The sequence below is a fragment of the Streptomyces sp. S07_1.15 genome, from assembly GCF_020739505.1.
In the GTDB taxonomy this organism is placed as follows: Bacteria; Actinomycetota; Actinomycetes; order Streptomycetales; family Streptomycetaceae; genus Streptomyces; species Streptomyces xinghaiensis.
This window is the reverse complement of sequence record NZ_JAJBZK010000001.1, coordinates 711,573-734,013: the sequence shown is the minus strand read 5'-3', so window position 1 is coordinate 734,013 and position 22,441 is coordinate 711,573. Positions and strand designations below refer to the sequence as shown.

The window sequence follows — 22,441 nt, the reverse complement described above, 5'->3', positions numbered from 1 at the left end:
AACCCTCCCGCGCAGCACCCCCGTACCTCCGCGCCTCCGCGCGCCGGTACCGCCCCCCGACCGCACCACCGCACCACCGCACCGCTGCACCACCGCACCACCACTCCGCCTCATCCGTCATGGCCGAAGGGATGTCGACGATGCTCCACCCACGAGGCACCACCCCGCGCCCCCGGCGCACCCCGGACCCCACCCGCGCCACCCGCACCCGCAGAGCCGCCCTCTCCGCCCTCGGCTCGCTGCTGCTGGCCGCCGTCGCCCTGCCCGCCGCCGCCCCCGCCGCGCACGGTGCCCCGGCCGCGCGCAAGCCCGGCCCCGCCGCCGCGCCGCTCGCGGTCCGGGGCGGCGACCTGTCGAGCCTGCCCAAGAACGAGGCGTTCGGCGCCTCCTACCGGTACGAGGACGGCACCGCCGGCGACGCCCTCGCCATCCTCCGCTCGGCCGGGATGAACTACGTACGGCTGAAGGTCTGGGTGGACCCGGCCGACGGCTACAACGACAAGGACAACGTCCTGGCCATGGCCCGGCGCGCCAAGGCGCAGGGCATGAAGCTGCTGGTCGACTTCCACTACTCCGACGCCTGGGCCGACCCGGGGAAGCAGAACAAGCCCGCCGCCTGGTCCTCCCACGGCTACGAGCAGCTGAGGCGGGACGTCCGCGACCACACCCACGACGTCCTGAACGCCCTCAAGGCCCAGGGCACCACGGCCGACATGGTGCAGATCGGCAACGAGATCAACGGCGGCATGCTCTGGCCGGAGGGCTCCACCGACAACTGGCCCCGGCTCGCGGGGCTGCTGAAAGCCGGCGCGGAAGCCGCCAAGTCGGTGTCCGCGGGCACCCGCGTCGTGCTGCACCTGGCGGAGGGCGGCGACCTGGAGGGCACCCGCTGGTGGTTCGACCAGGCGGTGGCCCACGGCGTCCCGTTCGACGTCATCGGCCTGTCCTACTACGGCTACTGGCACGGCACCCTGGCCGACCTGCGGGCCAATCTGAACGCCTCCGCGAGCCGTTACGGCAAGCCCGTGCTCGTCGCCGAGACCGCCTACGCCCACACGCTCCGCAACGACGACGCGCTGGAGAACATCATCGCCCGCGGCGACCAGCTCGTCCCCGGATACCCCGCCACGCCCGAGGGGCAGGCGGCCCAGCTCCGCGAGGTGATGGCCGCCGTCGCGGACGTGCCGGACGGGCGCGGCCTGGGAGTCGTCTACTGGGAGCCGGCCTGGACGGCCGTGCCGGGCAGCGGCTGGGACCCGGCCGACCCGGGCTCCGGCAACGCCTGGGAGAACCAGGCCCTCTTCGGTTACGACGGCCGCGCGCTGCCCGCGGCCCGGCTGTTCGGCGGGGCCGGCTGACCCGCTCCCGCGGGCGGGACGGCGCTTCCTGCGACGCCGCCCCGCCCGCGGGGTCCGGCTCCCGGCCGGCTCCGCGGCCGGCCGGGAGCCGGCCGTTACCGGAAGAGCCGGGCCGGGACGGCGTCCGCCATGGCCTGGTAACCCGCCGGGTTGAGGTGCAGGTGGTCCCCGGTGTCGTACGTCTCCAGCAGCCGCTCCGGCTGCCGCGGGTCACGGGTCGCCGCGTCGAAGTCGATCACGCTGTCGAAGGCGCCGCTGTCCCGGATCCACTCGTTGACGGCCTGCCGGGACGCCTCCCGGTGCCCGGCCGGGTCGTCGTACATCTCGTTGCCGCCGAAGGGCGGCATCGTCGCGCCGTACACCCGGATCTCCTGCGCGTGGGCGCGGGTGACGATCTGGTCGTACGCCGCGATGAGCTGGTCCACGACCGCGCGCTGGGCCGCCTGCGTGGGCTGGGCCGTACCGATGTCGTTGATGCCCTCCAGCACGATCAGCCACTCGACGCCGCTCTGCGCCAGCACGTCCCGGTCCATCCGGGCCAGCACGTTCGGCCCCAGGCCGTCCTGCAGTACCCGGTTGCCGCCGGCGGCCTGGTTCAGAACGGCGACATCGGACGTTCCCTTGCCGGCGCGCAGCCGTTCGGCCAGCAGGTCCGGCCAGCGGTCGTTCCCGTTCGTCGTGGAGCCGCGGCCGTCGGTGAGCGAGTCGCCCAGGACGGCCACAGCCGACGCGGCGCTCCCGGCCGTCACCTCCAGACCGCTGAGGAAGTACCAGTGGTCGGTGGGGGTCGCCCCGGGCAGGTCCGCGGCCTCGGTGTGATCACCGGCGAGCAGATGGGAGGTGGTCCGCGAACCGGGGTGCGAGGTGATGGCGTTGGACGCCTGGCCCTCCGCGAGGTACAGCGTCACCGTCAGCTCGGAGCCGGGCGCCACCGTGAAGTCCAGGGGGTCCGACACCATCTGGGCGCCGACCGGGATGCTCACCGAGCGCTTCCCGTGGAAGGTGACCGGCCGCGAGCTGCCCGGGCGGATCGCCGGGACCCCGGCCTTCCCGCCCTGCGGGAGCGCCACCTCGACCGAGGTGATGGGCAGGACCGCGCCGCCGAAGGCGTTGGAGAAGCGCAGCCGCAGCCGCTCGCCCCCGATGGTGGTGTGGATGGTCTGCCGCAGGGTGCTGTCCGCCAGGACGAGACCGTCCTGGGTGAACGGTGCCGGCGGCATGTTGTGCGGTTCGGTCAACTGGGGCATCGAGGTCCAGGAGTTGACCCAGCGGTCCCCGGCGGCCGGCCGCTTCGGGCGTTTCCCGGGCCGGTGGTCCCGCGTCTCCTCCGACACCTGTGCGACGGCCGGCGCGGAGGTGTCGCTCGCCGCCGCTGCCTGCCGCGCCCCGGAGACATCGGGCGAGGTCACGGCGGCGGTCGCCGCGAGGGTTCCCGCGACGACCAGGTTGAGGACGGATGTCCATCTCTTCATGATCAGTGCCTTCCGGTACTGATGTGCATGGGCGGGTGAACCGCCGTCCGGCCGGAGCCGGAGGGCGGGGTGCGCACAGGGCGCCGGCCGGAGCCGGCGGGCCGGTCCGGAGCACCGGTCCGGGGGACGCCGGGGCCGGGGCGGTGGCCGTCGGCGGCCGGGGTCCGCGGCGCGTGCGCGCCGAGGGAGCGGACGCGTACGGGCACGGGACCTCCTCGGACGGTGACCGGAGCGGTGCGGGCGGAGCACGGGTGACGCGTGATGCGGTGCGGAGCCGGGCGGCGCTCTGTGGTGGTGTGGGCTGTTATCCCGCACAACGGCACCACGCTGCACGGGAGTTGGGTGCGATCCCAGTGTCCCCGGAAGGGGGGATCATGCCTACCGGGCGTCCCGGGTCCGTAGGCTCCTCGCATGCCGACCCACGAACGAGAGATCACCCGGCCCGCCGACCTCTGCCTCCCCGGCGGCCGCCGGCTCGACAGGGCCGCGGTCGGCTGGTCGAGGACCCCGCTCCACCGGTGCGGCCTGCGGGGCTGGGGGCGCACCAAGCGGTGGGAGTACTGGTGCGTCACCACCCCCACGCATCTGGTCGCCGTCACCGTCGCCGACATCGACTACCTCGGCCTCGGGTCCGTGTACTTCCTGGAGTACGGCAGGGGGAACGGCCGGGACGGCGGCGGCGCGGGCACCGGGCCGGGCGCTGGGCCGGGCGGCGGCGGCCGGGCGGGCACCGGGAATCTGGGCACCATACGGCGGGAGATCTCGCGGACCGCCCTGCTGCCCCTGGCCCACGGCGTCCGCCTGCCGCACAGCCTCGGCGGCGGGACCGGCGGCGCGGGCGGCGCGGGCGGCGCGGGCGGCGACGGCGAGCGGGGCGAGGCGGCGGTCGCGGCCGGGCCCGTACGGATCGGGATGCGCCAGGAGCGCGACGGCACCCGCCTGCGCTTCCGCTGCCGGACCGCGGAAGGGCCGCTCGACGGCGACCTGTTCGTGGCCATGCCGCCCGGCCACGAGACGATGAGCGTCGTCATCCCCTGGAGCGACCGCCGCTTCCAGTACACCTCCAAGCACACCGCGCGCCCGGCCGAGGGCACCGTGCGGATCGGCGGCACCGCCTACGACTTCCAGGGCGGCTGGGGTGTGCTCGACCACGGCCGGGGCCGCTGGCCCTACGACACCCGCTGGAACTGGGGCGCGGCCTCGGGCAGCACCGACGGCCGGGTGGTCGGCCTGCAGTTCGGCGGCCGGTGGACGGCCGGCACGGGGATGACGGAGAACGCCCTCTGCGTCGACGGCAGACTCACCAAGATCGGTGAGGAACTGGAGTGGCACTACGACGACTTCGGGGAGCCGTGGACCATCCGCACCCCGGGCTCGGACGCGGTCGATCTCAGCTTCACCCCGTTCCACGTGCGCGAGGACCGGACGAACACCGGGGTGATCCTGAACGACACCCACCAGTCCTTCGGCCACTACACGGGCACCGTCCGGGCCGACGGGGGGACCGGCATCCGCGTCGAGGGACTCCTCGGCTGGGCCGAACAGGTCCGGATGCGGTGGTGAACGGCGGCACGCGGAGGTGCCGTCCGGGCGGGGGTGCCGTCCGGGCGGGGGACGGGAGGCGGCGGCGCGCGCCCGGGGCCCCGTCCCGCGGTCAGCGGTGCGGCCGGCGGCGGACCGTACGCGCCGCGGCCGCCACGACCTCTTCGAGGCGCCGGTGGTGGGCGCCCGGCCAGTACACCCGGCCGCAGTCGCGGCACCGGGTGAACAGGTCCTGGGTGCGCCGGGTGCCCGGGTCGAGCAGGTGCTCGATCTCCTCCTTGGCGACCGGCGCGAGCGGCCCGTTGCAGGCGGTGCAGCGCGTCCAGGGATCCAGCGGCGGCGCGAACCGGTCGAGCACATCGGTGAGCTGCTCGTCCGGACGGGAACCGCGGACGAAGGCCCCGCTCCACAGGGCCCGGCGGCGCAGCAGGCCGCGGTCCCGGGTCAGCAGCACCCGCCGCTCGGCGTTCGCCCGTTCCACCAGCGCGGGGTCGTCGAGATCGTTGCGGTAGGCGGTGTCCGCGCCGACGAGGCGCAGGCGCCGGGCCAGCGCGCCGAGATGGACGTCCAGCAGGAAGCGGGGAGAGCCGCCGTCCGGCAGCGGCTGGGGGCGCCGCACCTCGCGCACCTCCACGACGTCCCCCGCGCGCGGCCGGCGGGACGTCTCCACCGGGCGCCCGCCGACGAGCAGTTCGCCGACCTCGGGCAGCGGGACCCCGAGCGACTCCACCACATGCCCCAGGGAGGACGTGCCGTCGGGCGCGACCCGCACCTCCGCGCCCCGGTGGCGCGGGGTCAGCAGCATCCGCAGACCGGGGTCGAAGCGCAGGCACACCTCCGGTTCGCTCATGCCGCCAGCCTGCCACGCGCGGGGACGCCGGTGCCGTTCTCCCGGCGGGGTCGGGTCGGGGGTGATGCGGCGGAGGGACGGGGGCCGTCACCCGCGCGGCACACCCGCCGGCCGGGCGGTACGCGTCCGCCCCACGCCGCGCGGCCGGCTCCGCCGCGCCGCCCCGGCCGCCCCCGCTCCGGCCCGGCCTCCCCGGTGCCTCATCCCTTCTTCCGGGCCACGCCACCCCAGTAGTAGGCCGCCCTCGGGTCGGCCGGGGGCTCCTCCGGGCGCCATCCCATGACCGGCACCACGCCCGGCTCCAGCAGCTCCCAGTCGCCGAAGAACTCCGAGACCTGCGCCCGGGTGCGCGGCACCAGCGTCATCTGGCCGCGGGCGGCGGCCTCGACGACCTCGGACATCGCCTCCGGGTTGAAGTCCTGCGTGGGGTGGGTGATGGCGACATGGCTGCCCGGCGGCATGGCGTCGAGCAGGGCGGCGACCGTGGCCCAGGGACGGTCCTGGTCCTTCAGGAGCATCAGGACCGCCACGAGTAGCAGCCCCACCGGCCGTTCGAAGTCCAGGTGCCCGGCCACTTCGGGGTGCGCCAGCAGCTCTCCCGGCTTCCGCAGGTCGGCCTGGACGTAGACGGTCCTCCCCTCCGGCGACTTCTCCATCAGGGCCTTGGCGTGGGCCTGCACGATCGGGTCGTTGTCGATGCAGACGACGCGGCTGTCGGGGGCGACGATCTCCGTCACGGAATGGGTGTCACCGGCGGCCGGCACACCGGTCCCGATGTCGAGGAACTGGCGGATGCCCCCTTCCCCGGCCATCTGGCGAATCGCGCGGCCCAGAAACCTGCGGTTCTCCCGGGCCATCGTGCGGATGCCCGGGATGGCGGTCTCGAAGGCCTTGCCCAGTTCCCGGTCGGCCTCGAAGTTGCTGCTGCCCCCCAGCCAGTAGTCGTACATACGGGCGGAGTGGGCGACGCTGGTGTCGATGCCCGCAGGGGCGGCATTCTGATCCGTCATAACACCTGCTTCATCATGGGTAGTTGAACGGTTGTCCTAATGCTTGGTGGCTGAGCGTAGCTGCCCGCCCCCGTGCATGTGCACGGTACGCCCGAACAAAGGGGCCGGGTTGCCCCCGAGGCCCCGAGCAGCACGCCCGGCCGGTCCGTCCCCGATGAGGGACGGACCGGCCGGGCGTCCGTTACGGGCCGTTATGGGGTGTTCTCGTATGGGGCGGGGCCGCACCGCGGGGCGGCGGCGGCTCGCGGCCGGGGCCCGCGGGCCGGACGCGCCGAACCCGGGCCGTGTTCTTGCAGCGGCCCGCGCCGGCTCAGATCAGGCCCTGCGCCAGCATGGCCTCGGCGACGATCTCGAAGCCGGCGATGTTGGCGCCGACCACGTAGTTGCCGGGCCGGCCGTAGCGCTCCGCCGTGTCGTGGCAGGAGTCGTGGATGTGCTTCATGATCTCGGCGAGCCGCTCCTCGGTGTGGGAGAAGGTCCAGGAGTCCCGGGAGGCGTTCTGCTGCATCTCCAGGGCGCTGGTCGCCACACCGCCCGCGTTCGCCGCCTTGCCGGGGGCGAACGCCACGCCCGCCTCCTGGAGCACCCGCACGGCCTCGGGGGTGGTGGGCATGTTGGCGCCCTCGGCGACGGCGCGGACGCCGTTCCGCACCAGGATGGCCGCGTCGGGGGCGGTGAGCTCGTTCTGGGTCGCGCAGGGCAGCGCGACGTCACAGGGCACCTCCCAGACGCTGGAACCGCTGACGAAACGGGCCCCGGGCCCGCGCCGCTCGGCGTACTCGGAGACCCGGCCGCGGCCGACCTCCTTGATCTCCTTGAGGAGATCGAGGTCGATGCCCTTCTCGTCCACGACATAGCCGCTGGAGTCGGAGCAGGTGATCACCTCCGCGCCGAGCTGCTGCGCCTTCTCGGTCGCGTAGAGGGCGACGTTGCCGGAGCCGGAGACCGCCACGCGCCGCCCGGACAGGTCGTCACCGCGCGCCTTGAGCATCTCGGCGGTGAACAGGACGCAGCCGTACCCGGTGGCCTCGGTGCGGGCCTGGGCGCCGCCCCAGCCGAGGCCCTTGCCGGTGAGGACCCCCGACTCGTAGCGGTTGGTGATGCGCTTGTACTGGCCGAAGAGGTAGCCGATCTCCCGGCCGCCCACGCCGATGTCACCGGCGGGGACATCCGTGTACTCGCCCAGATGGCGGTACAGCTCGGTCATGAAGGACTGGCAGAAGCGCATGACCTCGGCGTCGGAGCGGCCCTTCGGGTCGAAGTCGCTGCCGCCCTTGCCGCCGCCGATGGGCATGCCGGTGAGGGCGTTCTTGAAGATCTGCTCGAAGCCGAGGAACTTGACGATGCCCAGGTTCACCGAGGGGTGGAAGCGGAGGCCGCCCTTGTAGGGGCCGAGAGAGCTGCTGAACTCCACCCGGAAGCCGCGGTTGACGTGGACCTCGCCCGAGTCGTCCGTCCACGGGACACGGAAGATCAGCTGCCGCTCGGGCTCGGAGATACGCTCGATGATCTTCGCTTCGGCGAACTCCGGCCGCCGGGCGAGAACCGGGCCCAGCGTCTCCAGGACTTCCCGGACGGCCTGGTGGAACTCCGCTTCGCCGGGGTTCCGCCGGAGGATCTTCGCGTACAGCTGTTCGATCACGCGATCCTGGCCTGGGTGGTTCTGGACGAGCGTGGAGGTGCGGGGCTCCATCAGATCGGGCTCCTTTTACGGGGCGTACGGCGTGCGGGTGCCGATGCGCGCGTGCGTCATGCCGTCTCCGCCGGTGCGCCGTCCCGTCACCGGGACGTCGCGGCCGGGGGACCGCCGTGCGGCGGCCGCGGACGGCCGCTGGTGCGATTATCGCCGGTCGCAACGGTGCGCTCCCGGGGAGGGGGTCTGCCCGGTGCCCCCGGCCGGTGTTCACTGAGGGGTGGATTGCACCTTTTGCCTGATCGTCGCGGGCCGGCTGCCGAGCCACCGGATCCACGAGGACGAGGTTGCGGTGGCCTTCCTCGACCGCCGTCCGCTCTTCCCCGGCCATGTGCTGGTGGTGCCGCGGCGGCACGCCGGGACCCTCACGGACCTGACGGCGGAGGAGACCGGGCCGTTCTTCCTCCGGGTACGGCGGATCACCGGCGCGGTGGAGCGCGGCACGGACGCGGCCGGGTCGTTCGTCGCCGCGAACAACCGGATCAGCCAGTCCGTGCCCCATCTGCACGTCCACGTCGTCCCCCGCAATCCCAAGGACGGGCTGCGGGGCTTCTTCTGGCCCCGCCACCGCTACGCCGACGAGGAGGAGCCGGCGCGGATCGCCGCACGGCTGCGGGCGGAACTGGACGACGCATGACCGCGGCGGCACCGGTGGTCGGGGCGGTCCGGGCGGTGAGGGTGGGCTTTATGGGGGTATTCGCGTCTTATGTGTGCTTCTTCGGCGGGTCCGGCGGGCCCCGGCCCCGGCGGGCCATCGGTCGCGGTCCTCGTCGAGCTGGAGTGGAACGCCCTGGCGGGCGGGCATCTCAAGTGCTGGGAGCGGTTCGCGGAAGCCGCTGCCCGGCTGGGCTCCGGCGCGGGCGGCCCCGGGGGGCGGAGGGACGGGGCACCGCCCGGAGCCGGCGTCGATCTGACCGTGTACGTCCTCGGCGACCGGGAGCGGGTCGAGCCGTTGTCGCCCCATGTGCGGTTCGTCGTGCTGCGCCCGGTCATCAGTTCGGCCCCGCTGGCGCCGGCCCTCGGCCGGACGGACGCCTCCGACCTCGCCCCCTACCACCCGGCGCTGGCCCGGCTGCTGCCCCGGCACGACGTCTGGCACCTCACCCACACCTTCGCCTTCGCCGCGACGGCGGTCCGGATGGCCCACCGGGAGCGGCGGAACGCGCGACGGAACCCGGCCGCGGGCCGCCCGCACGGCCTCGTCGGCTCCGTCCACACGGACGTACCGGCGCTCACGGCGGCCTATCTGCGCCAGCTCACCGACCGCCTGCACACCGCGCGGCCCGTGGCGGCGGGCCTCCGGCCGGCCGCGCACGGGCCCGCGCGGAGCCCGGCCCCGTGGTCGCCCGCATCCTCCCGTCCCGCCGCGCCCGCCCGCGCCCCGTTCGCGGCGCTCTCCCCGTCCGCGGCGCACCCCGCGCGCATGTCGCCCGAGGCGCTCGCCGCCGGGCTGGCGCGGCACCGGCGGGACCGGCTGTTGCGCGCCTGCGACCGGGTGCTCGTCTCCACGCCCGAGGAGCGGAGCGAGATGGGCGCCCTGCTGGGCCCCGACCGGGTGTCCCTGTTCGGGCGCGGCATCGATCACGAACGCTTCCGCCCGGACCCCGGGGCGCGCGGCCGGCTGGCGCGCACCCACGGGGTGCCCGCCGACGGCACGGCCGTGGTGTTCGCCGGCCGGGTCGATGCCTCCAAGCGGGTGATGGTGCTCGCCGAGGCGGTGCGCCGGCTCCTCGACACGGGCCGCCCCGTCCACCTGGTCGTTGCGGGGACCGGCGCCGACTCCCCGCGGGTGAGAGCTCTGCTGGGGCCCGGTGTGACGCTGCTCGGCACCGTGCCCCAGGAGCGGCTGGCCCAGGTGTACGCGGGCTGTGACGTGCTGGCGTTCCCCTCCCGGTCGGAGACGGCCGGCAACGTCGTCGCCGAGGCGATGGCCTGCGGGCTGCCGGTCGTCCTCCCGGCCGGGGCCCGTACCCGGCGGTGGCTGGCGGCGCCGGGTGCGGACGGGCTGCTCGTCGCCGACGACGACGCCGCGGGCTGGGCCCGCGCCCTGGCCGGCCTGGTCGACCGGCCGGAGGTGCGCACCGCGATGGGACAGCGGGCGGCCGGGACCGCGCGGCTCCACCACCGCTCCTGGGACCGGGTGCTGCGCGAGGACCTGCTGCCGCACTGGTACGCGGTCTCCCCGCGCCACGGTGCGGCGGCCCGTACCGCCGTGTGAGCGGGGCGCCCACGCGGGGGTGGTTGGTGCCCCCGACCCGCCCCGCCGTCAGCCGCGGCGCCTCCCCTCGCCCGGCCCGCTTCCGCCCCCGGCCGCGCGCCCGGCCCCTCCCGGGTCGCGGTCGGCGGTCTCGCGGCGGTACAGCGCCTTCAGCAGGGGAGAGGTGTCGAGCAGGACGATGCCGGCGAACAGCAGCAGCAGCCCGGCGAGCGCCACCCCGCCCGCGGGCCAGCCGGTGCGCACCGACTCGCCGAACAGGGTGACGCCCGCCGCGATGGCGACGGCGGGCTCGACGGCGTCCATGACGGGCATGCTGGCGGCCAGCGGCCCGGCCTGGAAGGCGCTCTGGATCAGCAGCAGCCCGCCGATACTGGCTCCCACCAGCAGATACGTCTGCCACGCCGTGAAGACGGCGGCCGCTCCCCCGTCGAACCGCTCGACGGTCGCGGCCAGCAGGACGGACTGCGTCCCCATCACCAGCCCGGCCGCGAGCGCGATCAGCGACGCCTTCGCCGTCCCCCCGGCATGGCGCCCGGCGACCAGTGCGAGGGCGGCGGCGGCCCCGACGCCGGCGAGCATCACCAGCCAGGCGCCCGGATCGGCCACCGCCTCCGCCGGCCGGGGCCGCGCGGCGGCGAGCGCGGTGACGAGGCCGGTGCTCACCGCGAGCACCCCGCACCACTCGCGGCGGCGCAGCCGCATCCGGAGCACCAGCGCGGAAAGCGGAATGGCGAACAGCAGTTCGCTCACGATCAGCGGCTGCACCAGCGTGAGCGGCGCGTACGCCAGAGCGAGCCCCTGGCAGCCGTACGCCAGGACGGCCAGCGCGATGCCGGACACCCACAGCGGCTTCCGCGCGAGGTCCAGCAGCAGCCGGAAGGAGAGGAACTCATCGGCGGGCCGGGCGCTCGCGGACCGCTGCTGGAGCACCCCGGCCAGGGCGAAGCACAGTCCCGCGGCCAGCGCGGCGGGGATGGCGACGAGCACGTCCGCGCGCCGGTCAGGCGAGCCGGGAGGCCATGCGGTGGTACAGCGCCGGCGCTCCGCCCCGCAACCGGGCCGGGATCCGCAGCCAGCGCGGGACGAAGACCTCCCGCTGCCGCCGTTCGACCGCCCGGCAGACGGCTTCGGCCACCCGCTCGGCGGGGACCGGCCTCGGCACCCGGCGCCGGTACGGGGCGCCCCGGCGTTCGAAGAAGGGGGTGTCGACGACGCCGGGCAGCACCACCGAGACGGACACCCCCGACGACCGCACCTCGTGGCGCAGGCTGTCCGCGAAGACGCACAGGCCGCCCTTGGCCGCCGAGTACACGCTCTCCCCGCCGACCGCGACAGCCCCCGCGACGGAGGCCACCAGCACCACATGGCCGCTGCCGCGCCGCACCATCGCGGGCAGCAGGGCGTGCACGAGACGCAGGGGCGAGATGAGGTTGACGGCGATCACCTCATCCAGGGCCGAGGGGGGCATCGTCTCGAACGGGCCTTCGTAGCCCACGCCCGCGTTCGCGACCAGGACGTCCACCCGCCCGGCCGCTTCGAGAGCCTGCCGTGCCAGCGCGCGGCAGCCCTCGGCCGTGGCCAGGTCGCCGGGGAGGGCTGTCCCTCCGGAGGCCGCCGCGACCCCGGCCAGCCGCTCCCGGTCCCGGCCGTTCAGCAGCAGCCGCCGGTCCCCGGTGGCCGTCATCCGCCGGGCCACCGCCGCGCCGATGCCGGAGGAGGCGCCGGTCACCAGCACCACGGGGGCGGACCCCGGGGGGACGGGGTGCTCCGGCGCCGGGGCGGCGGAACCGCCCGGAGCGGGCCGGGCCGCGCGGCGGGCGGACTCCGGCGCCGGGCCGGGGCCGCCTTCCGGTGCCGGGTGCCGCGGTGCCGGGTGCCGCGGTGCCGGTTCCGGCAGTGTGCCGGTGTCCCTCCCGGGCTCGTGCTCCCACTCGGACATACGGCGGGCCCTCCCGGATCGGCGGAGTCGGCGGGGAACGGAGGTGGTGCGGGCGCGGAGCGGCGCGGAGTACCGCGGAGCCGCGGCGGGGGAGCCGGGGTGAAAAGCGGCAATGGCGCCGTATCGCAGGGATACGGTGCCATTCCGGACCGCGCGTCCGGTACCCGCCATGCCGGTGGACTCCGGCCCGGAGCGATGGGCCGGGGCCGGGCCCTCCGGCCGTTCACGGAGCGGCGGGGCCGGTGCGTCCGGGCGGCGCGGCAGGGGGGACCGGTGCGGCCGGGGTGGTCCGGCCGGCGGCGACGGCCGCGATCCGGGGAGGAGCCGGAACCCTGCCGGGCGGAGGGCCGGTGTTCGCGCGACGGGAGTCCCGCGGGGAAGGAGCTCCGGCAGGCGGTCCCCCCACCGGGGTCTCCGCCGCGGGGGACGCCCCTCCGGGCGGCGCCCCGGCAGTACCCGCTCCGGGCACCCCGTCCGGGGACGCCTCGCCCGGGGAGGCCCCGCTCCGGGAAGCCGTCCCGGAGGAGGGCCCGGGCCGTGACGCCGCCGTCCGCTCCGCCGCCGGGGCGAAGGTCACCGGCAGGGAGGCCGGGCAGTGGGTCCACGGGGAGGCCCGCCAGGGCAGCTCCCCGTCGGGTACCGACAGCCGGACCTCGGGCAGCCCGCGCAGCGCCGTCTCGACGGCCGTCTTGGCGATCAGCCGGGCGGGCACCTGCGCCGGGCAGGCGTGCGCGCCGGAGGAGAAAGCGAGGTGCGCCCGGTTGCCGAGCATGTCGTACGGGTCGGACGGGCGCACGGCCGGATCGGCGTTGGCGGCGGCGAGGCCGAGCACCAGGACGTCCCCGCAGCGGATCGTCCGGCCGCCGAGTTCGGTGTCGTGGAGGGCGTAGCGGGCGGGGAAGTTGGCCATCGGCGGGTCCTGCCAGAGGACTTCGTCGAGGGCCTCGTCGACGCCGAGCCGTCCGCCGTGCAGCCGGCCCCGGAAGCGGGGGTCGGTCAGCATCAGCCGGAGGGTGTTGGCGATCCAGGCGGTCGTCGTCTCGTTGCCGGCCGAGATCATGACGATCACGGAGCGCAGCACCTCGGCGTCGTCGTGGAGGTCGGGATGCGCGAGGAAGGCCGAGGTCAGGTCGGACCGGGGATGCTCGCGGCGGTCCCGGAGCACGGCGGAGAGGATCTCCTCGAAGCCGTTTCCGCCGGGCCGCGGCCGGCCGTCGCCCGAGAGCAGGGCCGCGCGGGCGCGCAGCAGTTCGCGTCCCTCCGTCTGCTCCAGGCCGAACAGGCCGCCGATGGCCAGCAGCGGCACCACCCGGGCGTATTCGGACACCAGGTCGGCGGTGCCGCGCCCCGAGAAGGCTTCGAGGAGCCCCGCGCACACCGCTTCCACGGAGCGGCGCATCCGCCGCTGGTCCGCGCCGGCCACGGCGTCCACGAGGGGGCGGCGCAGCCGCTGGTGTTCGGTGCCGTCGTGGCCGATGACGTTGTCGCGGTGCGCCATCATCGGCAGCAGCGCCGAATCGGGCCGGACGACACCGTCGTTGAGGTCGCGCCAGTGGCGGGCGTCGCGGGAGAAGGTCTTCTCCTGCCGGGTCACGGTGAGCACTTCCCGGTAGCCGAGAACGAGCCAGCCGGGCACGCCGGGTTCCAGTTCGACGCGGGCGACGCTGCCCCACTCCGCGCGCAGCCGTTCGTAGACGTGCCGGGCGTCGGCGCCGGCCGCGGAGACCAGGGGGGTCAGACCGGTGGTGATCCCGTGGGCCGGGCAGCCCGGGGGCACGGCGGGGACGGTCATCGGGGCACCTCCTGTGCGGCGGTGGCGGAGACGTACTCCACGAGCGTGATCAGGGCGTCGCGGGAGGCGCGGCGCCGGCGGGCGTCGCACATCACGACGGGGGTCTCGTCCAGCAGGTCGAGGGCGCGGCGCAGGTCCTCCACGGTGTGGTGGCGCGGGGTGTCGGGGAAGTGGTTGACCGCCACGGCGAACGGCAGGCCGCGCAGCTCCAGCTGCTCCAGCACCTCGAAGCTGTCCTCCAGACGGCGGGTGTCGACCATCACCAGCACCCCCAGCGCCCCCTCGGCCAGCCCTTCCCACAGATCCCAGAACCTCCGCTGGCCGGGGGTGCCGAAGAGGTAGAGCACGAGGCCGGGGTTGAGGGTGATGCGGCCGAAGTCCATCGCCACGGTCGTGGTGGTCTTGCCGGCCAGGCCGGCGAGGTCGTCGACGCCGGCGCTCTCCTCCGTCATGACCTCCTCGGTGCGCAGCGGTGTGATCTCGCTGACCGAGCCGATCAGGGTCGTCTTGCCGACCCCGAACGCGCCGACGACCAGGAGCTTCACCGCCCGCTCCACGGTGTCGGGCAGATACCGCCCGCCGGGCGGGAGGGCGCGCCCCGCGGCCAGGCGGGGGTCAGCGGAGCTTGCGGAGACCATCGAGCACCTCCTGGAGCAGGTCGCGGTCCGTGCGGGCGGCCGGGGGGATACCGGTGCGCGCGGTGAGGTGGCCCGAGTCGACGAGGTCCGAGGCCAGGACGGTCACGGTGCTCACCGGCAGCCCGAGGTGCGCCGACGCCTCCGCCAGGGACAGCAGCCGGCCGCACATCCGTACCAGGGCGCGTTCCTGGCGGCTGGCGGAGACGGGCAGGTCCTGTTCCCGCGCGGAGGCGACGAGCAGGGTGTCGAGCGCGACCGTGTTGCGGCTGGGGCGGGCCCGCCCGCCGGTGAGCACATAGGGCCGCAGGGGGGTGTCCAGATACTCCCCGGGGGCCGTCATGAGACGGCGCCTTGCCGCGGCGGGCTGGACAGATGGCTGCCGATGCGGTTGACCTGGATGCGCATCTGCTGGGCGATCAGCTGCGGGTCGACCGCGGCGTCGGTGACGACGGCCAGATACGAGCCCTGGCCGGCGGCGACCATGAAGAGGAAGCCGCCGTCGAATTCGACCATTTGCTGTATCACGGCCTTGCTGCCGGTGCCGAACTCCCGTCCGAGGCCCTTGGCGAGGGACTGCAGACCGGAGCAGGCGGCCGCGAGCCGGTCGGCGCTGTCCCGTCCGGTCCCCTCGGAACGGGCCATCAGCAGGCCGTCGGTGCTGAGCACCACCACGTGCCGGACACCGGAGACGGAGGCGACGTCCGCCACCATCCAGTCGCGGCCGGCCGGGCTCTTCATCTGATGCATCGTCATGAGAGGTGTCCTTCGGCGTCATCGTCGTCGCGGTGCGGGCGGCCGTCTCGGCCGGGGGAGCCGCCGTGGCCGGGCAGACCGGGCGGGCCGGGCAGACCGGGGGCCGTGCCGGGGCCGGTGGCTGCCACGCGCTGCCACGGACCTCCGGGGGGCGTGGCGGACGGCCCCGGCTCCGGGGTCTCCGGCCCGGTCCCGGCCGCTTCCGCCGTCCCGGCCGTCCCGCTCGTCCCGGTCGTCTCCGCCGCGTCCTCCGTTTCCGCCGCCCGTGTCCGGGCGGCGCCCGCGCGGCTGCCGGCGAAGAGGGCACCCATCCAGGCCCCGGCCCGCTCGGGGGAGGGCGGCGGCGGAGGAGGGGGCAGCTTCCCGGTACCGGTCAGCTCGGAGAGGGGCGGGACGGCGGCGCGGTGGCGGCTGGAGCGCCGCTGCGGCAGTCCCGGACCGCCTGTGGCGGCGGACGGCGGTACGGGGACGGTGCCGGTGACGGCCGTCGCGCCGGCCGGCACGGTGCCGCCCCCGGCGTACGCGGTCTCGCCGGCCGAGGGGCGCCGGGAGGCGGGCACGGCGGGCGGCTCCAGGGTCTGCAGCAGGGTGCCCGGCACCAGGACCACCGCGCGGACCCCGCCGTACGGGGAGGGCAGCAGGTCGACCTTGAGCCGGTGCCGCTCGGCGTACCGGCCGACGACCGCGAGCCCCGTCTGCGGGATCTCGCCGAGGTCGGCGAAGCCCAGCAGCCGGCGCCCGGCGGCGATCTCCCGCGCCTGTTCGAGGGCGTACTCGTCCATGCCGAGACCGGCGTCGTCGATCTCGATGACGGCGCCCCGGGTCACGGTGCGGACGGTCACCTCGACGTGGGTGGTCGGCGGCGCGCACTGGGTGGCGTTGGCGAGGAGCTCCGCCACGACGTGCACCAGGGGCTCCACGACGGTCGCCACCGCCGCGATGTCCTGGTCGCCGCAGACCTTGACGCGCTGGTACGACACGATCCGGGAGGCCCCCGCGCGGACCACGTCCACCAGCGCGTGCGGCTTCTGCCACTGCTGCCCCGGCCACTCGCCGCACAGCACCGCGAGACTCTGCGCGATCCGGGCCTGCTGCGCGGCGGCGTGGTCGCCGCGCATGCTCGCCTCCAGGACGTCGGGGTGGGCGGAGTGGCGGGCCTCCAGGGCGGCCATCTCCTCCTGGATGCGGTGCGAGGACGCCTGCACCCGGCGGGCGAGGGCCACGACGACCAGGCGCAGTGACTCCTCCCGCTCGCGGACGGTCCGCACGGCGGCGCCGGCGGCCGCCAGCACCCGCTCGTACTCCCGGGCCGTGCCCGGGTGGCTCTCCGGGGGCTGCGGGACCGGCACCGGTTCGCCCGCCAGGGCGGCGGGGAGCCGGACATCGGCGAGATGCCGGACCGTTTCCTCCCGCCGGGCGTCCTGGTGGGTGCAGAACTCACGCCACTCGGTGTCGTGCCGTGCGGCCTCCTCCCGCGCGGCCAGCGTCTCGCGCTCACAGGCGCGGAGCGCGCTCTGCAGCCGCTCGAAGAGACCGACCAGCAGGGCCGCGGTGAGGACGTGGCAGGCCACGGCCCAGCCGGCGCCCACCCCGCCCAGCGCCCACGGGTCCGTGACCGCTACGGCGGCCAGGAGCATCGCGGCCGGGCGGACGAAGCGGCGGCGGAACGTGGAGGAAGCGATCGAGGGTCGAACCATGGCACACCTTGGGAAGGGACGGACGGCGGATGACGGAGGCCCGCACACGGGGCGAGGCCCCCGGTATGAGGTCTGCCGCCGGGCGGCGGCCGACTCGTCCGGCCGCCCGGCCGTCCTGGCGTCCGGGCGCCGCCGTGCCGCGGACGGCGGGGCCCGGAGCCGCCGGGCGGCGCTCCGCGGCCCTCTTTCTACCGGCCGCTGCCGCCGCCGCGGGCCCGTTGTGCGCGGTACGGCACCGGGCACATCGATTCGAGGGGTACGCCGGGCAGGCCGGGCCGGGCCGGCGCGGGCGCCCGTGGCCGGGAAACGGGCGGGGGAGGGGAGGCCGGAACGGCGGGAGTCTCGGGTCCACGGGACGGAGCATAGACCCATGTATGAGCCATGCATTTCGTCATATCGCAGCTCAGAGCGGGTGTCGTACAGAAGAACGGAGGCCGTCGCACACCTGCCCGCACCGATGCGGGAGGATGCTGCCCAACGAGGCGACGGGAACCAGGAAGCCGGTGCGAATCCGGCGCGGTCCCGCCACTGTGACCGGGGAGCGGACCCCATCCGAGCCACGGCCCCCCGCGGGCCGGAAGGCCGGGGCGAGCGCCGATCCGGCAGCCAGGAGACTGGCCCGTCGCCGATCCGCCGCACCCGGGGCGAGGACACCCCAGGAAGAGGTTCGTGATGAGCGACGACGACGTGCCGTGCCCCGGCGCGGGCCGCATGCCGGACACCGTCACCGTGGTCGGCATCGGCGCCGACGGCTGGGACGGGCTCGGGCGGGACGCCCGGGAGGCGCTGCACCGTGCCGGGACCGTCATCGGCGGCCCCCGCCAGCTCGCCCTGCTGCCGCCCGGCTGCACGGCGGAACGGGTGCCCTGGCCGTCACCGCTGCGCCCCGCCGTGCCCCGGCTGCTCGCCGAGCACGCCGGACGGCGGGTGGCCGTCCTGGCCAGCGGCGACCCGATGTTCCACGGCATCGGGCGGACCCTGGCCGCGGCCGTCGGCGCGGAGCGGCTGCGGGTGCTGCCCCACGCCTCCTCGGCGTCGTACGCCTGTGCCCGGCTGGGCTGGGCGGTGGAGGACACCGAGGTGGTCAGCCTGGTGGGCCGGCCCGCCGCGGCCCTGGCCGCCGCCCTGCACGCGCGCCGACGGCTCCTCGTCCTGAGCGCGGGCGCCGGAACCCCGGGCGAGGTGGCGGCACTGCTGTGCGACCGCGGCTACGGACCGAGCCGGATGACGGTGCTCGAACAGCTGGGCGGCGGCGCGCGGGAACGCCGGTTCGAGGGCACCGCCGCCGGCTGGCCGCATCCGCCGGGCGATCCCCTGAACGTCGTCGCCGTCGAGTGCCGGCCCGAGCCGGACGGCCACCGGCTGTCCGCGGTCCCGGGGCTCCCGGACGAGGCGTACGAGCACGACGGGCAGCTCACCAAGCGCCGTGTGCGGGCGGCCACGCTGGCCGCGCTCGCCCCGGCACCGGGCGAACTGCTGTGGGACATCGGCGGCGGCTCCGGCAGCATCGCGGTCGAGTGGATGCGCGCCGGACGCGGCTGCCGCGCGGTGAGCGTGGAGCGCGACCCCGTACGGGCCGCGCGCATCCGGCGGAACGCGGAGCGGCTCGGGGTGCCCGCGCTGCGGGTGGTCACCGGGGCCGCCCCGGAGGCCCTGGACGGACTCGCGGACGGGCCCGCGGACGGACGGCCCGCGGACGGGCGGGGTCCCGGACTCGGGCCGCCCGACGCGGTGTTCGTCGGCGGCGGGCTCACCGCCCCCGGACTGCTGGAGGCGTGCTGGGCGGCGCTGCCCGGCGGAGGACGGCTGGTCGCCAACACGGTGACGCTGGAGTCCGAGGCACTGCTGGCGGAGTGGTACCGCCGGCACGGCGGGGAGCTGGTACGGATCGCCGTCTCCAGCGCCGTACCGGTCGGCGGGTTCACCGGCTGGCGGCAGGCGATGCCGGTCACGCAGTGGGCGGTGACCAAGCCGGGGGAGCGGACGCCGGGAGAGTGGGCGCCGGAGGAACAGCGGCCGGAGGAACAGCGGGCGCCGGCGGAGTGACGCGGGCGGACCGGACATCAGCAGGGCGGCCACCGGCGGGGCCGGCGTCCGCGGAGCGCATGCCGGCCGGGAGGCCGGACCGAGGAGAGAACGATGACGGTGTACTTCATCGGTGCCGGTCCCGGCGCCGCCGACCTGATCACCGTGCGCGGGCAGCGGCTGCTGGAGTCGTGCGCCGTCTGCCTGTACGCGGGCAGCCTGGTGCCGCGCGAACTGCTCGCCGCGTGCCGGCCGGACGCGCGGCTCGTGGACACGGCGCGGCTGAACCTGGACCAGATCACGGCGGAGCTGGCGGACGCGCACCGCGCGGGCCACGACGTGGCCCGGCTGCACTCCGGGGACCCCTCGGTGTTCAGCGCGGTCGCGGAGCAGATGCGGCGGCTGGACGCGGCCGGCGTGCCGTACGAGGTGGTCCCCGGCGTACCGGCGTTCGCCGCGGCGGCCGCGGCGCTGGGACGGGAGCTGACCGTGCCGGCCGTCGGCCAGACCGTGATCCTCACCCGCGTCGCCCAGCAGGCCACCCCGATGCCGGACGGCGAGGACCTGGCCACCCTGGGACGCAGCCGCGCGCTGCTCGTACTGCACCTGGCCGCCCGCTACGCGGACCGGGTCGTCGCCGAACTGCTGCCGCACTACGGGGCCGACTGCCCCGCCGCGGTGGTGGCGATGGCGAGCCGCCCGGACGAACTGGTGCTCCGGGGACCGCTGGGCGGTATCGCCGACCGGGTCAGGGCGGCCGGGGTGACGCGCACGGCGGTCATCATGGTCGGCCGCGCCCTGGGCGCCGAGCAGTTCCCGGACAGCCATCTGTACTCGGCGGAGCGCGACCGGTGCGGCACCGCCGCCCCGGACGGTCCCCGGCCCCGGGCCGGCGGGAGCGCACCGGGACGGTGACCGGCCGCGCCCGGCGCGCGGGGCGGGCGTAACCGGTGCGCCCCGCGCCGGGACGGCCGGTCAGGGCCCCGGGGGGCGGGCGCGGGACGGCCCCTCCGGTGCCGCGCGCCCGACGACCCCGCCCGCACGGTCGATACAGAGCACGTCCACGGTGACCGGTTCGCCGCGCAGCACCCCGAGCGCCGTCCCGCGGGCGGCCTCCGCCACCAGATCGCCCAGCGGGACACCGCGCGCCGCGCAGCGCTGGAGCGCCTCCAGGCCGGTGTTGGCCCCGGCCACGGCCGCGGCCAGTTCCTCGTCCGCGCCGCCCCGCCGGGCGAGGTCCGCGAGGAAGTCCTTGTCGACCCGGGAGCGGCCCGAGTGCAGATCCAGATGGCCGGCGGCCAGCTTCGACAGCTTGGCGAAACCGCCCGCGATGGTGAGGCGCGGAACCGGGTGGCGCCGCAGGTACTTGAGCACGGCCCCCGCGAAGTCGCCCATGTCCAGCAGCGCGTCCTCCGGCAGGCCGTGCTCCGCGACGGCGGTCCGCTCGGAGGTGGAACCGGTGCAGCCCGCCACATGGGTGCGCCCGGCCGCCCGCGCGACGTCGATGCCGCGCCGGATGCTGTCGATCCACGCGGAGCACGAGTAGGGCACCACGACGCCGGTCGTGCCCAGGATCGACAGCCCGCCCAGGATGCCGAGCCGCGGGTTCCAGGTGGAGCGGGCGATCTCCTCGCCGTGGTCCACGGAGAGTTCGATCTCCACGTCACCGGAGCCGCCGTGCCGGGCCGCGACCTCGGCGATGTGCTCGCTCATCATCCGCCGGGGCACGGGGTTGACGGCCGGCTCCCCGACGGCCAGCGGCAGACCGGGGCGGGTCACCGTGCCGACGCCCGGACCGGCCCGGAACACGACACCGCTGCCCGGCGGCAGCAGGCGCACGGTGGCGCGGACCAGGGCGCCGTGGGTGACGTCCGGGTCGTCGCCCGCGTCCTTCACGACACCGGCCGCCGCCCGGCCCTCCGCGGGCCGCAGCTCCTCGGCGGCCAGGGCGAAGGCCGGGGTCTCGCCCCGGGGCAGGGTGATGACCACCGGGTCCGGGAAGCGGCCGGTGAGCAGCGCGGTGTACGCCGCGGTGGCGGCGGCGGTCGCGCAGGCACCGGTGGTCCAGCCGGGGCGCAGGCCGGTCCGCGCGAGCTGTGCGGTGCGGCCGCCGGGGGCTTCGGGGGAACCGCCCGGACTCCCGGGGGGAGGTCCGGGGTTGTCCGCGGAGCCGGTGGCGCGGGGCGGGTCGGGCGTGGTCATGCGGTGCTCCGGGCGGCGGGGAGTTGGCGGAGAGACAAGCGGCCGGAGGGCGTCCGGCGGTGTGGTCCATGCGGCTTCGGGCGGACGGGCGGACGGGCGGACGGACGGGCGTGGGCGGGAGACGCGCACGCCCGTGCGATCGTGCCATCCGCGCGGCCCGGGAGGCGTGCGGACAGCGGCCCGGACGCACGGCCGGTTGCCGGGCGGGCGGTTGCCGGGCGCATGGATGCCGGATGGTCCGCCAGCCGGTGCTCCGCGACGGCCGGCGGGCCCTGCCGCCGTGCAGCTCTCCGGTGCCGGGGCACGCGTGCGGAGACCGACCGCCCCGCCGGGACCCCGGCCGTACCCGCGCGAAGCGGTCGGGAGGCGGCCGGGAGATGATGTCCCGGCGCCGCCGTCCGCGGCGCGGGCGTAGGGAGCGCGGGAGCCGGGAGGGGACGGATGCGACGCCATGTGCTGATCCTCGGCGGTACCGGTGAGGCGAGGCGGCTCGCCGGGGAACTGGCCGCCGATCCGGGGCTGCGGGTCACCAGCTCGCTGGCCGGGCGGGTCGCACGGCCGAGGCTGCCCGCCGGCGAGGTCCGCGTCGGCGGATTCGGGGGCGCGGAGGGCCTGGCCCGGTGGCTCCGCGAGCACCGGGTGGACGCGCTCATCGACGCCACCCATCCCTTCGCCGGCACCATCAGCCGCAACGCGGCCCGGGCCGCCGCCGGGACCCGTGTTCCCCTGCTCGCCCTGCGCCGGCCCGGCTGGACGGCCGGACCGGGCGACGACTGGCACCCCGTCGCCTCCCTGGGGGAGGCCGCCGCGCTGCTCCCGGCCCTCGGGGAACGCGTGTTCCTGACGACCGGGCGGATGGGGCTCGCCGCCTTCGCGGACCTCACCGGGCTGTGGTTCCTGGTGCGCTCCGTGGACGCCCCCGAGCCGCCCGTCCCGCCCCGGACCGAAGTCCTCCTGGCGCGCGGGCCGTTCACGGTGGAGGGGGAGGCGGAGCTGCTGCGCCGGTACGGCATCGACGTGCTGGTGACGAAGGACAGCGGGGCCGGGGCCACCGCCGCCAAGCTGACGGCGGCCCGGCGGGCCGGGCTGCCGGTGGTCGTCGTGCGGCGTCCGGAGGTTCCGGTGGGGGTGCCGGCGGTGGCCGACGTGGCCGGAGCGGTCGCGTGGCTGCGGGGCCGTACGGGGTGACGGGAGCCGCCGTGCGGCCCGCCGTCGCCCGGACGGCGGCGGGCCCGCGGTCGCCGGCCGCCGC

General features: G+C 76.1%; 18 protein-coding genes, 1 pseudogene and 1 riboswitch. Of the genes and pseudogenes, 7 read left to right on the top strand and 12 right to left on the bottom strand.

The annotated features are described in order from the left end of the window. The first annotated feature begins 140 nt into the window (after positions 1-140). On the top strand, positions 141-1,358 hold the full coding sequence (locus LIX60_RS03130; protein WP_227957089.1) for an arabinogalactan endo-1,4-beta-galactosidase: 1,218 nt from the start codon (positions 141-143) through the stop codon (positions 1,356-1,358). 95 nt (positions 1,359-1,453) lie between these two features. On the opposite strand, the gene LIX60_RS03125 is transcribed toward LIX60_RS03130, so the two are convergent. Further along, positions 1,454-2,830 carry an SGNH/GDSL hydrolase family protein gene (locus LIX60_RS03125; protein ID WP_227957088.1) on the bottom strand — a complete coding sequence of 459 codons (1,377 nt, stop codon included), beginning with the start codon at positions 2,828-2,830 and terminating at the stop codon, positions 1,454-1,456. A 411-nt stretch (positions 2,831-3,241) separates the two neighbouring features. Between LIX60_RS03125 and LIX60_RS03120 the strand changes: the two genes are divergently transcribed. After that, positions 3,242-4,393, top strand: coding sequence for a DUF2804 domain-containing protein (locus LIX60_RS03120; protein WP_227957087.1), 1,152 nt, complete (start codon positions 3,242-3,244; stop codon positions 4,391-4,393). A gap of 91 nt (positions 4,394-4,484) precedes the next feature. On the opposite strand, the gene LIX60_RS03115 is transcribed toward LIX60_RS03120, so the two are convergent. From LIX60_RS03115 to gdhA, 3 genes are all read right to left on the bottom strand, one after another. Next, positions 4,485-5,222, bottom strand: a complete 738-nt coding sequence (locus tag LIX60_RS03115) for a Mut7-C ubiquitin/RNAse domain-containing protein (RefSeq protein ID WP_227957086.1) — start codon at positions 5,220-5,222, stop codon at positions 4,485-4,487. 200 nt (positions 5,223-5,422) lie between these two features. Beyond that, positions 5,423-6,232, bottom strand: coding sequence for an SAM-dependent methyltransferase (locus LIX60_RS03110; RefSeq protein ID WP_227957085.1), 810 nt, complete (start codon positions 6,230-6,232; stop codon positions 5,423-5,425). A gap of 310 nt (positions 6,233-6,542) precedes the next feature. Then, entirely contained in the window at positions 6,543-7,925 is a 1,383-nt protein-coding gene (gdhA, locus tag LIX60_RS03105; protein WP_227957084.1) for an NADP-specific glutamate dehydrogenase, read from the bottom strand. A gap of 220 nt (positions 7,926-8,145) precedes the next feature. On the opposite strand from gdhA, the gene LIX60_RS03100 reads away from it, so the two are divergent. Further along, a complete protein-coding gene (locus tag LIX60_RS03100) occupies positions 8,146-8,562 on the top strand; it encodes an HIT family protein (protein WP_227957083.1) in 417 nt (138 codons plus the stop codon). Positions 8,563-8,631: 69 nt separating this feature from the next. After that, positions 8,632-10,143, top strand: a complete 1,512-nt coding sequence (locus tag LIX60_RS03095) for a glycosyltransferase (protein ID WP_227957082.1) — start codon at positions 8,632-8,634, stop codon at positions 10,141-10,143. Between the two features lie 48 nt (positions 10,144-10,191). Here the strand turns inward: LIX60_RS03095 and LIX60_RS03090 are convergent, their stop codons facing one another. From LIX60_RS03090 to LIX60_RS03060, 7 genes and pseudogenes are all read right to left on the bottom strand, one after another. After that, complete coding sequence (locus LIX60_RS03090; RefSeq protein WP_227957081.1) at positions 10,192-11,130, bottom strand: DMT family transporter; 939 nt, start codon at positions 11,128-11,130, stop codon at positions 10,192-10,194. Positions 11,131-11,143: 13 nt separating this feature from the next. Continuing rightward, a complete protein-coding gene (locus LIX60_RS03085; protein WP_227957080.1) occupies positions 11,144-11,881 on the bottom strand; it encodes an SDR family oxidoreductase in 738 nt (245 codons plus the stop codon). 736 nt (positions 11,882-12,617) lie between these two features. Next, positions 12,618-13,874: pseudogene (locus tag LIX60_RS03080) on the bottom strand (cytochrome P450); the annotation flags it as partial. Further along, positions 13,871-14,512: an ATP/GTP-binding protein gene (locus LIX60_RS03075; protein ID WP_227957079.1), complete on the bottom strand. Its 642-nt coding sequence runs from the start codon at positions 14,510-14,512 to the stop codon at positions 13,871-13,873. The gene LIX60_RS03075 and the pseudogene LIX60_RS03080, both read right to left, overlap by 4 nt. Beyond that, positions 14,490-14,852 carry a DUF742 domain-containing protein gene (locus LIX60_RS03070; protein WP_019710531.1) on the bottom strand — a complete coding sequence of 121 codons (363 nt, stop codon included), beginning with the start codon at positions 14,850-14,852 and terminating at the stop codon, positions 14,490-14,492. The genes LIX60_RS03075 and LIX60_RS03070 overlap by 23 nt, the downstream gene beginning before the upstream one ends. Then, on the bottom strand, positions 14,849-15,259 hold the full coding sequence (locus LIX60_RS03065; protein ID WP_176743598.1) for a roadblock/LC7 domain-containing protein: 411 nt from the start codon (positions 15,257-15,259) through the stop codon (positions 14,849-14,851). Before LIX60_RS03065 ends, LIX60_RS03070 begins: the two co-directional genes overlap by 4 nt. A 2-nt stretch (positions 15,260-15,261) precedes the next feature. Beyond that, complete coding sequence (locus LIX60_RS03060) at positions 15,262-16,962, bottom strand: ATP-binding protein (protein WP_227957078.1); 1,701 nt, start codon at positions 16,960-16,962, stop codon at positions 15,262-15,264. 490 nt (positions 16,963-17,452) lie between these two features. Further along, positions 17,453-17,579: riboswitch (cobalamin riboswitch) on the top strand. Between the two features lie 55 nt (positions 17,580-17,634). On the opposite strand from LIX60_RS03060, the gene cbiE reads away from it, so the two are divergent. Beyond that, entirely contained in the window at positions 17,635-19,008 is a 1,374-nt protein-coding gene (gene cbiE / locus LIX60_RS03055; RefSeq protein ID WP_227957077.1) for a precorrin-6y C5,15-methyltransferase (decarboxylating) subunit CbiE, read from the top strand. A 93-nt stretch (positions 19,009-19,101) separates the two neighbouring features. Continuing rightward, positions 19,102-19,902, top strand: a complete 801-nt coding sequence (gene cobM / locus LIX60_RS03050; RefSeq protein WP_227957076.1) for a precorrin-4 C(11)-methyltransferase — start codon at positions 19,102-19,104, stop codon at positions 19,900-19,902. A 60-nt stretch (positions 19,903-19,962) separates the two neighbouring features. Here the strand turns inward: cobM and LIX60_RS03045 are convergent, their stop codons facing one another. Then, entirely contained in the window at positions 19,963-21,189 is a 1,227-nt protein-coding gene (locus tag LIX60_RS03045) for a cobalt-precorrin-5B (C(1))-methyltransferase (RefSeq protein WP_227957075.1), read from the bottom strand. A gap of 441 nt (positions 21,190-21,630) precedes the next feature. On the opposite strand from LIX60_RS03045, the gene LIX60_RS03040 reads away from it, so the two are divergent. After that, the gene (locus tag LIX60_RS03040; protein WP_227957074.1) at positions 21,631-22,377 is read left to right on the top strand and encodes a cobalt-precorrin-6A reductase; all 747 of its coding nucleotides are present in this window, start codon (positions 21,631-21,633) and stop codon (positions 22,375-22,377) included. The last annotated feature ends 64 nt before the right edge of the window (positions 22,378-22,441 follow it).

Excerpts from the sequence above, each read along its gene's own strand:
- LIX60_RS03130 (WP_227957089.1), top strand. The coding sequence starts at position 141 with ATGCTCCACCCACGAGGCACCACCCCGCGCCCCCGGCGCACCCCGGAC.
- LIX60_RS03125 (WP_227957088.1), bottom strand. The coding sequence starts at position 2,830 with ATGAAGAGATGGACATCCGTCCTCAACCTGGTCGTCGCGGGAACCCTC.
- LIX60_RS03120 (WP_227957087.1), top strand. The coding sequence starts at position 3,242 with ATGCCGACCCACGAACGAGAGATCACCCGGCCCGCCGACCTCTGCCTC.
- LIX60_RS03115 (WP_227957086.1), bottom strand. The coding sequence starts at position 5,222 with ATGAGCGAACCGGAGGTGTGCCTGCGCTTCGACCCCGGTCTGCGGATG.
- LIX60_RS03110 (WP_227957085.1), bottom strand. The coding sequence starts at position 6,232 with ATGACGGATCAGAATGCCGCCCCTGCGGGCATCGACACCAGCGTCGCC.
- gdhA (WP_227957084.1), bottom strand. The coding sequence starts at position 7,925 with ATGGAGCCCCGCACCTCCACGCTCGTCCAGAACCACCCAGGCCAGGAT.
- LIX60_RS03095 (WP_227957082.1), top strand. The coding sequence starts at position 8,632 with ATGTGTGCTTCTTCGGCGGGTCCGGCGGGCCCCGGCCCCGGCGGGCCA.
- LIX60_RS03075 (WP_227957079.1), bottom strand. The coding sequence starts at position 14,512 with ATGGTCTCCGCAAGCTCCGCTGACCCCCGCCTGGCCGCGGGGCGCGCC.
- LIX60_RS03070 (WP_019710531.1), bottom strand. The coding sequence starts at position 14,852 with ATGACGGCCCCCGGGGAGTATCTGGACACCCCCCTGCGGCCCTATGTG.
- LIX60_RS03065 (WP_176743598.1), bottom strand. The coding sequence starts at position 15,259 with ATGCATCAGATGAAGAGCCCGGCCGGCCGCGACTGGATGGTGGCGGAC.
- LIX60_RS03060 (WP_227957078.1), bottom strand. The coding sequence starts at position 16,962 with ATGGTTCGACCCTCGATCGCTTCCTCCACGTTCCGCCGCCGCTTCGTC.
- cbiE (WP_227957077.1), top strand. The coding sequence starts at position 17,635 with ATGAGCGACGACGACGTGCCGTGCCCCGGCGCGGGCCGCATGCCGGAC.
- cobM (WP_227957076.1), top strand. The coding sequence starts at position 19,102 with ATGACGGTGTACTTCATCGGTGCCGGTCCCGGCGCCGCCGACCTGATC.
- LIX60_RS03045 (WP_227957075.1), bottom strand. The coding sequence starts at position 21,189 with ATGACCACGCCCGACCCGCCCCGCGCCACCGGCTCCGCGGACAACCCC.
- LIX60_RS03040 (WP_227957074.1), top strand. The coding sequence starts at position 21,631 with ATGCGACGCCATGTGCTGATCCTCGGCGGTACCGGTGAGGCGAGGCGG.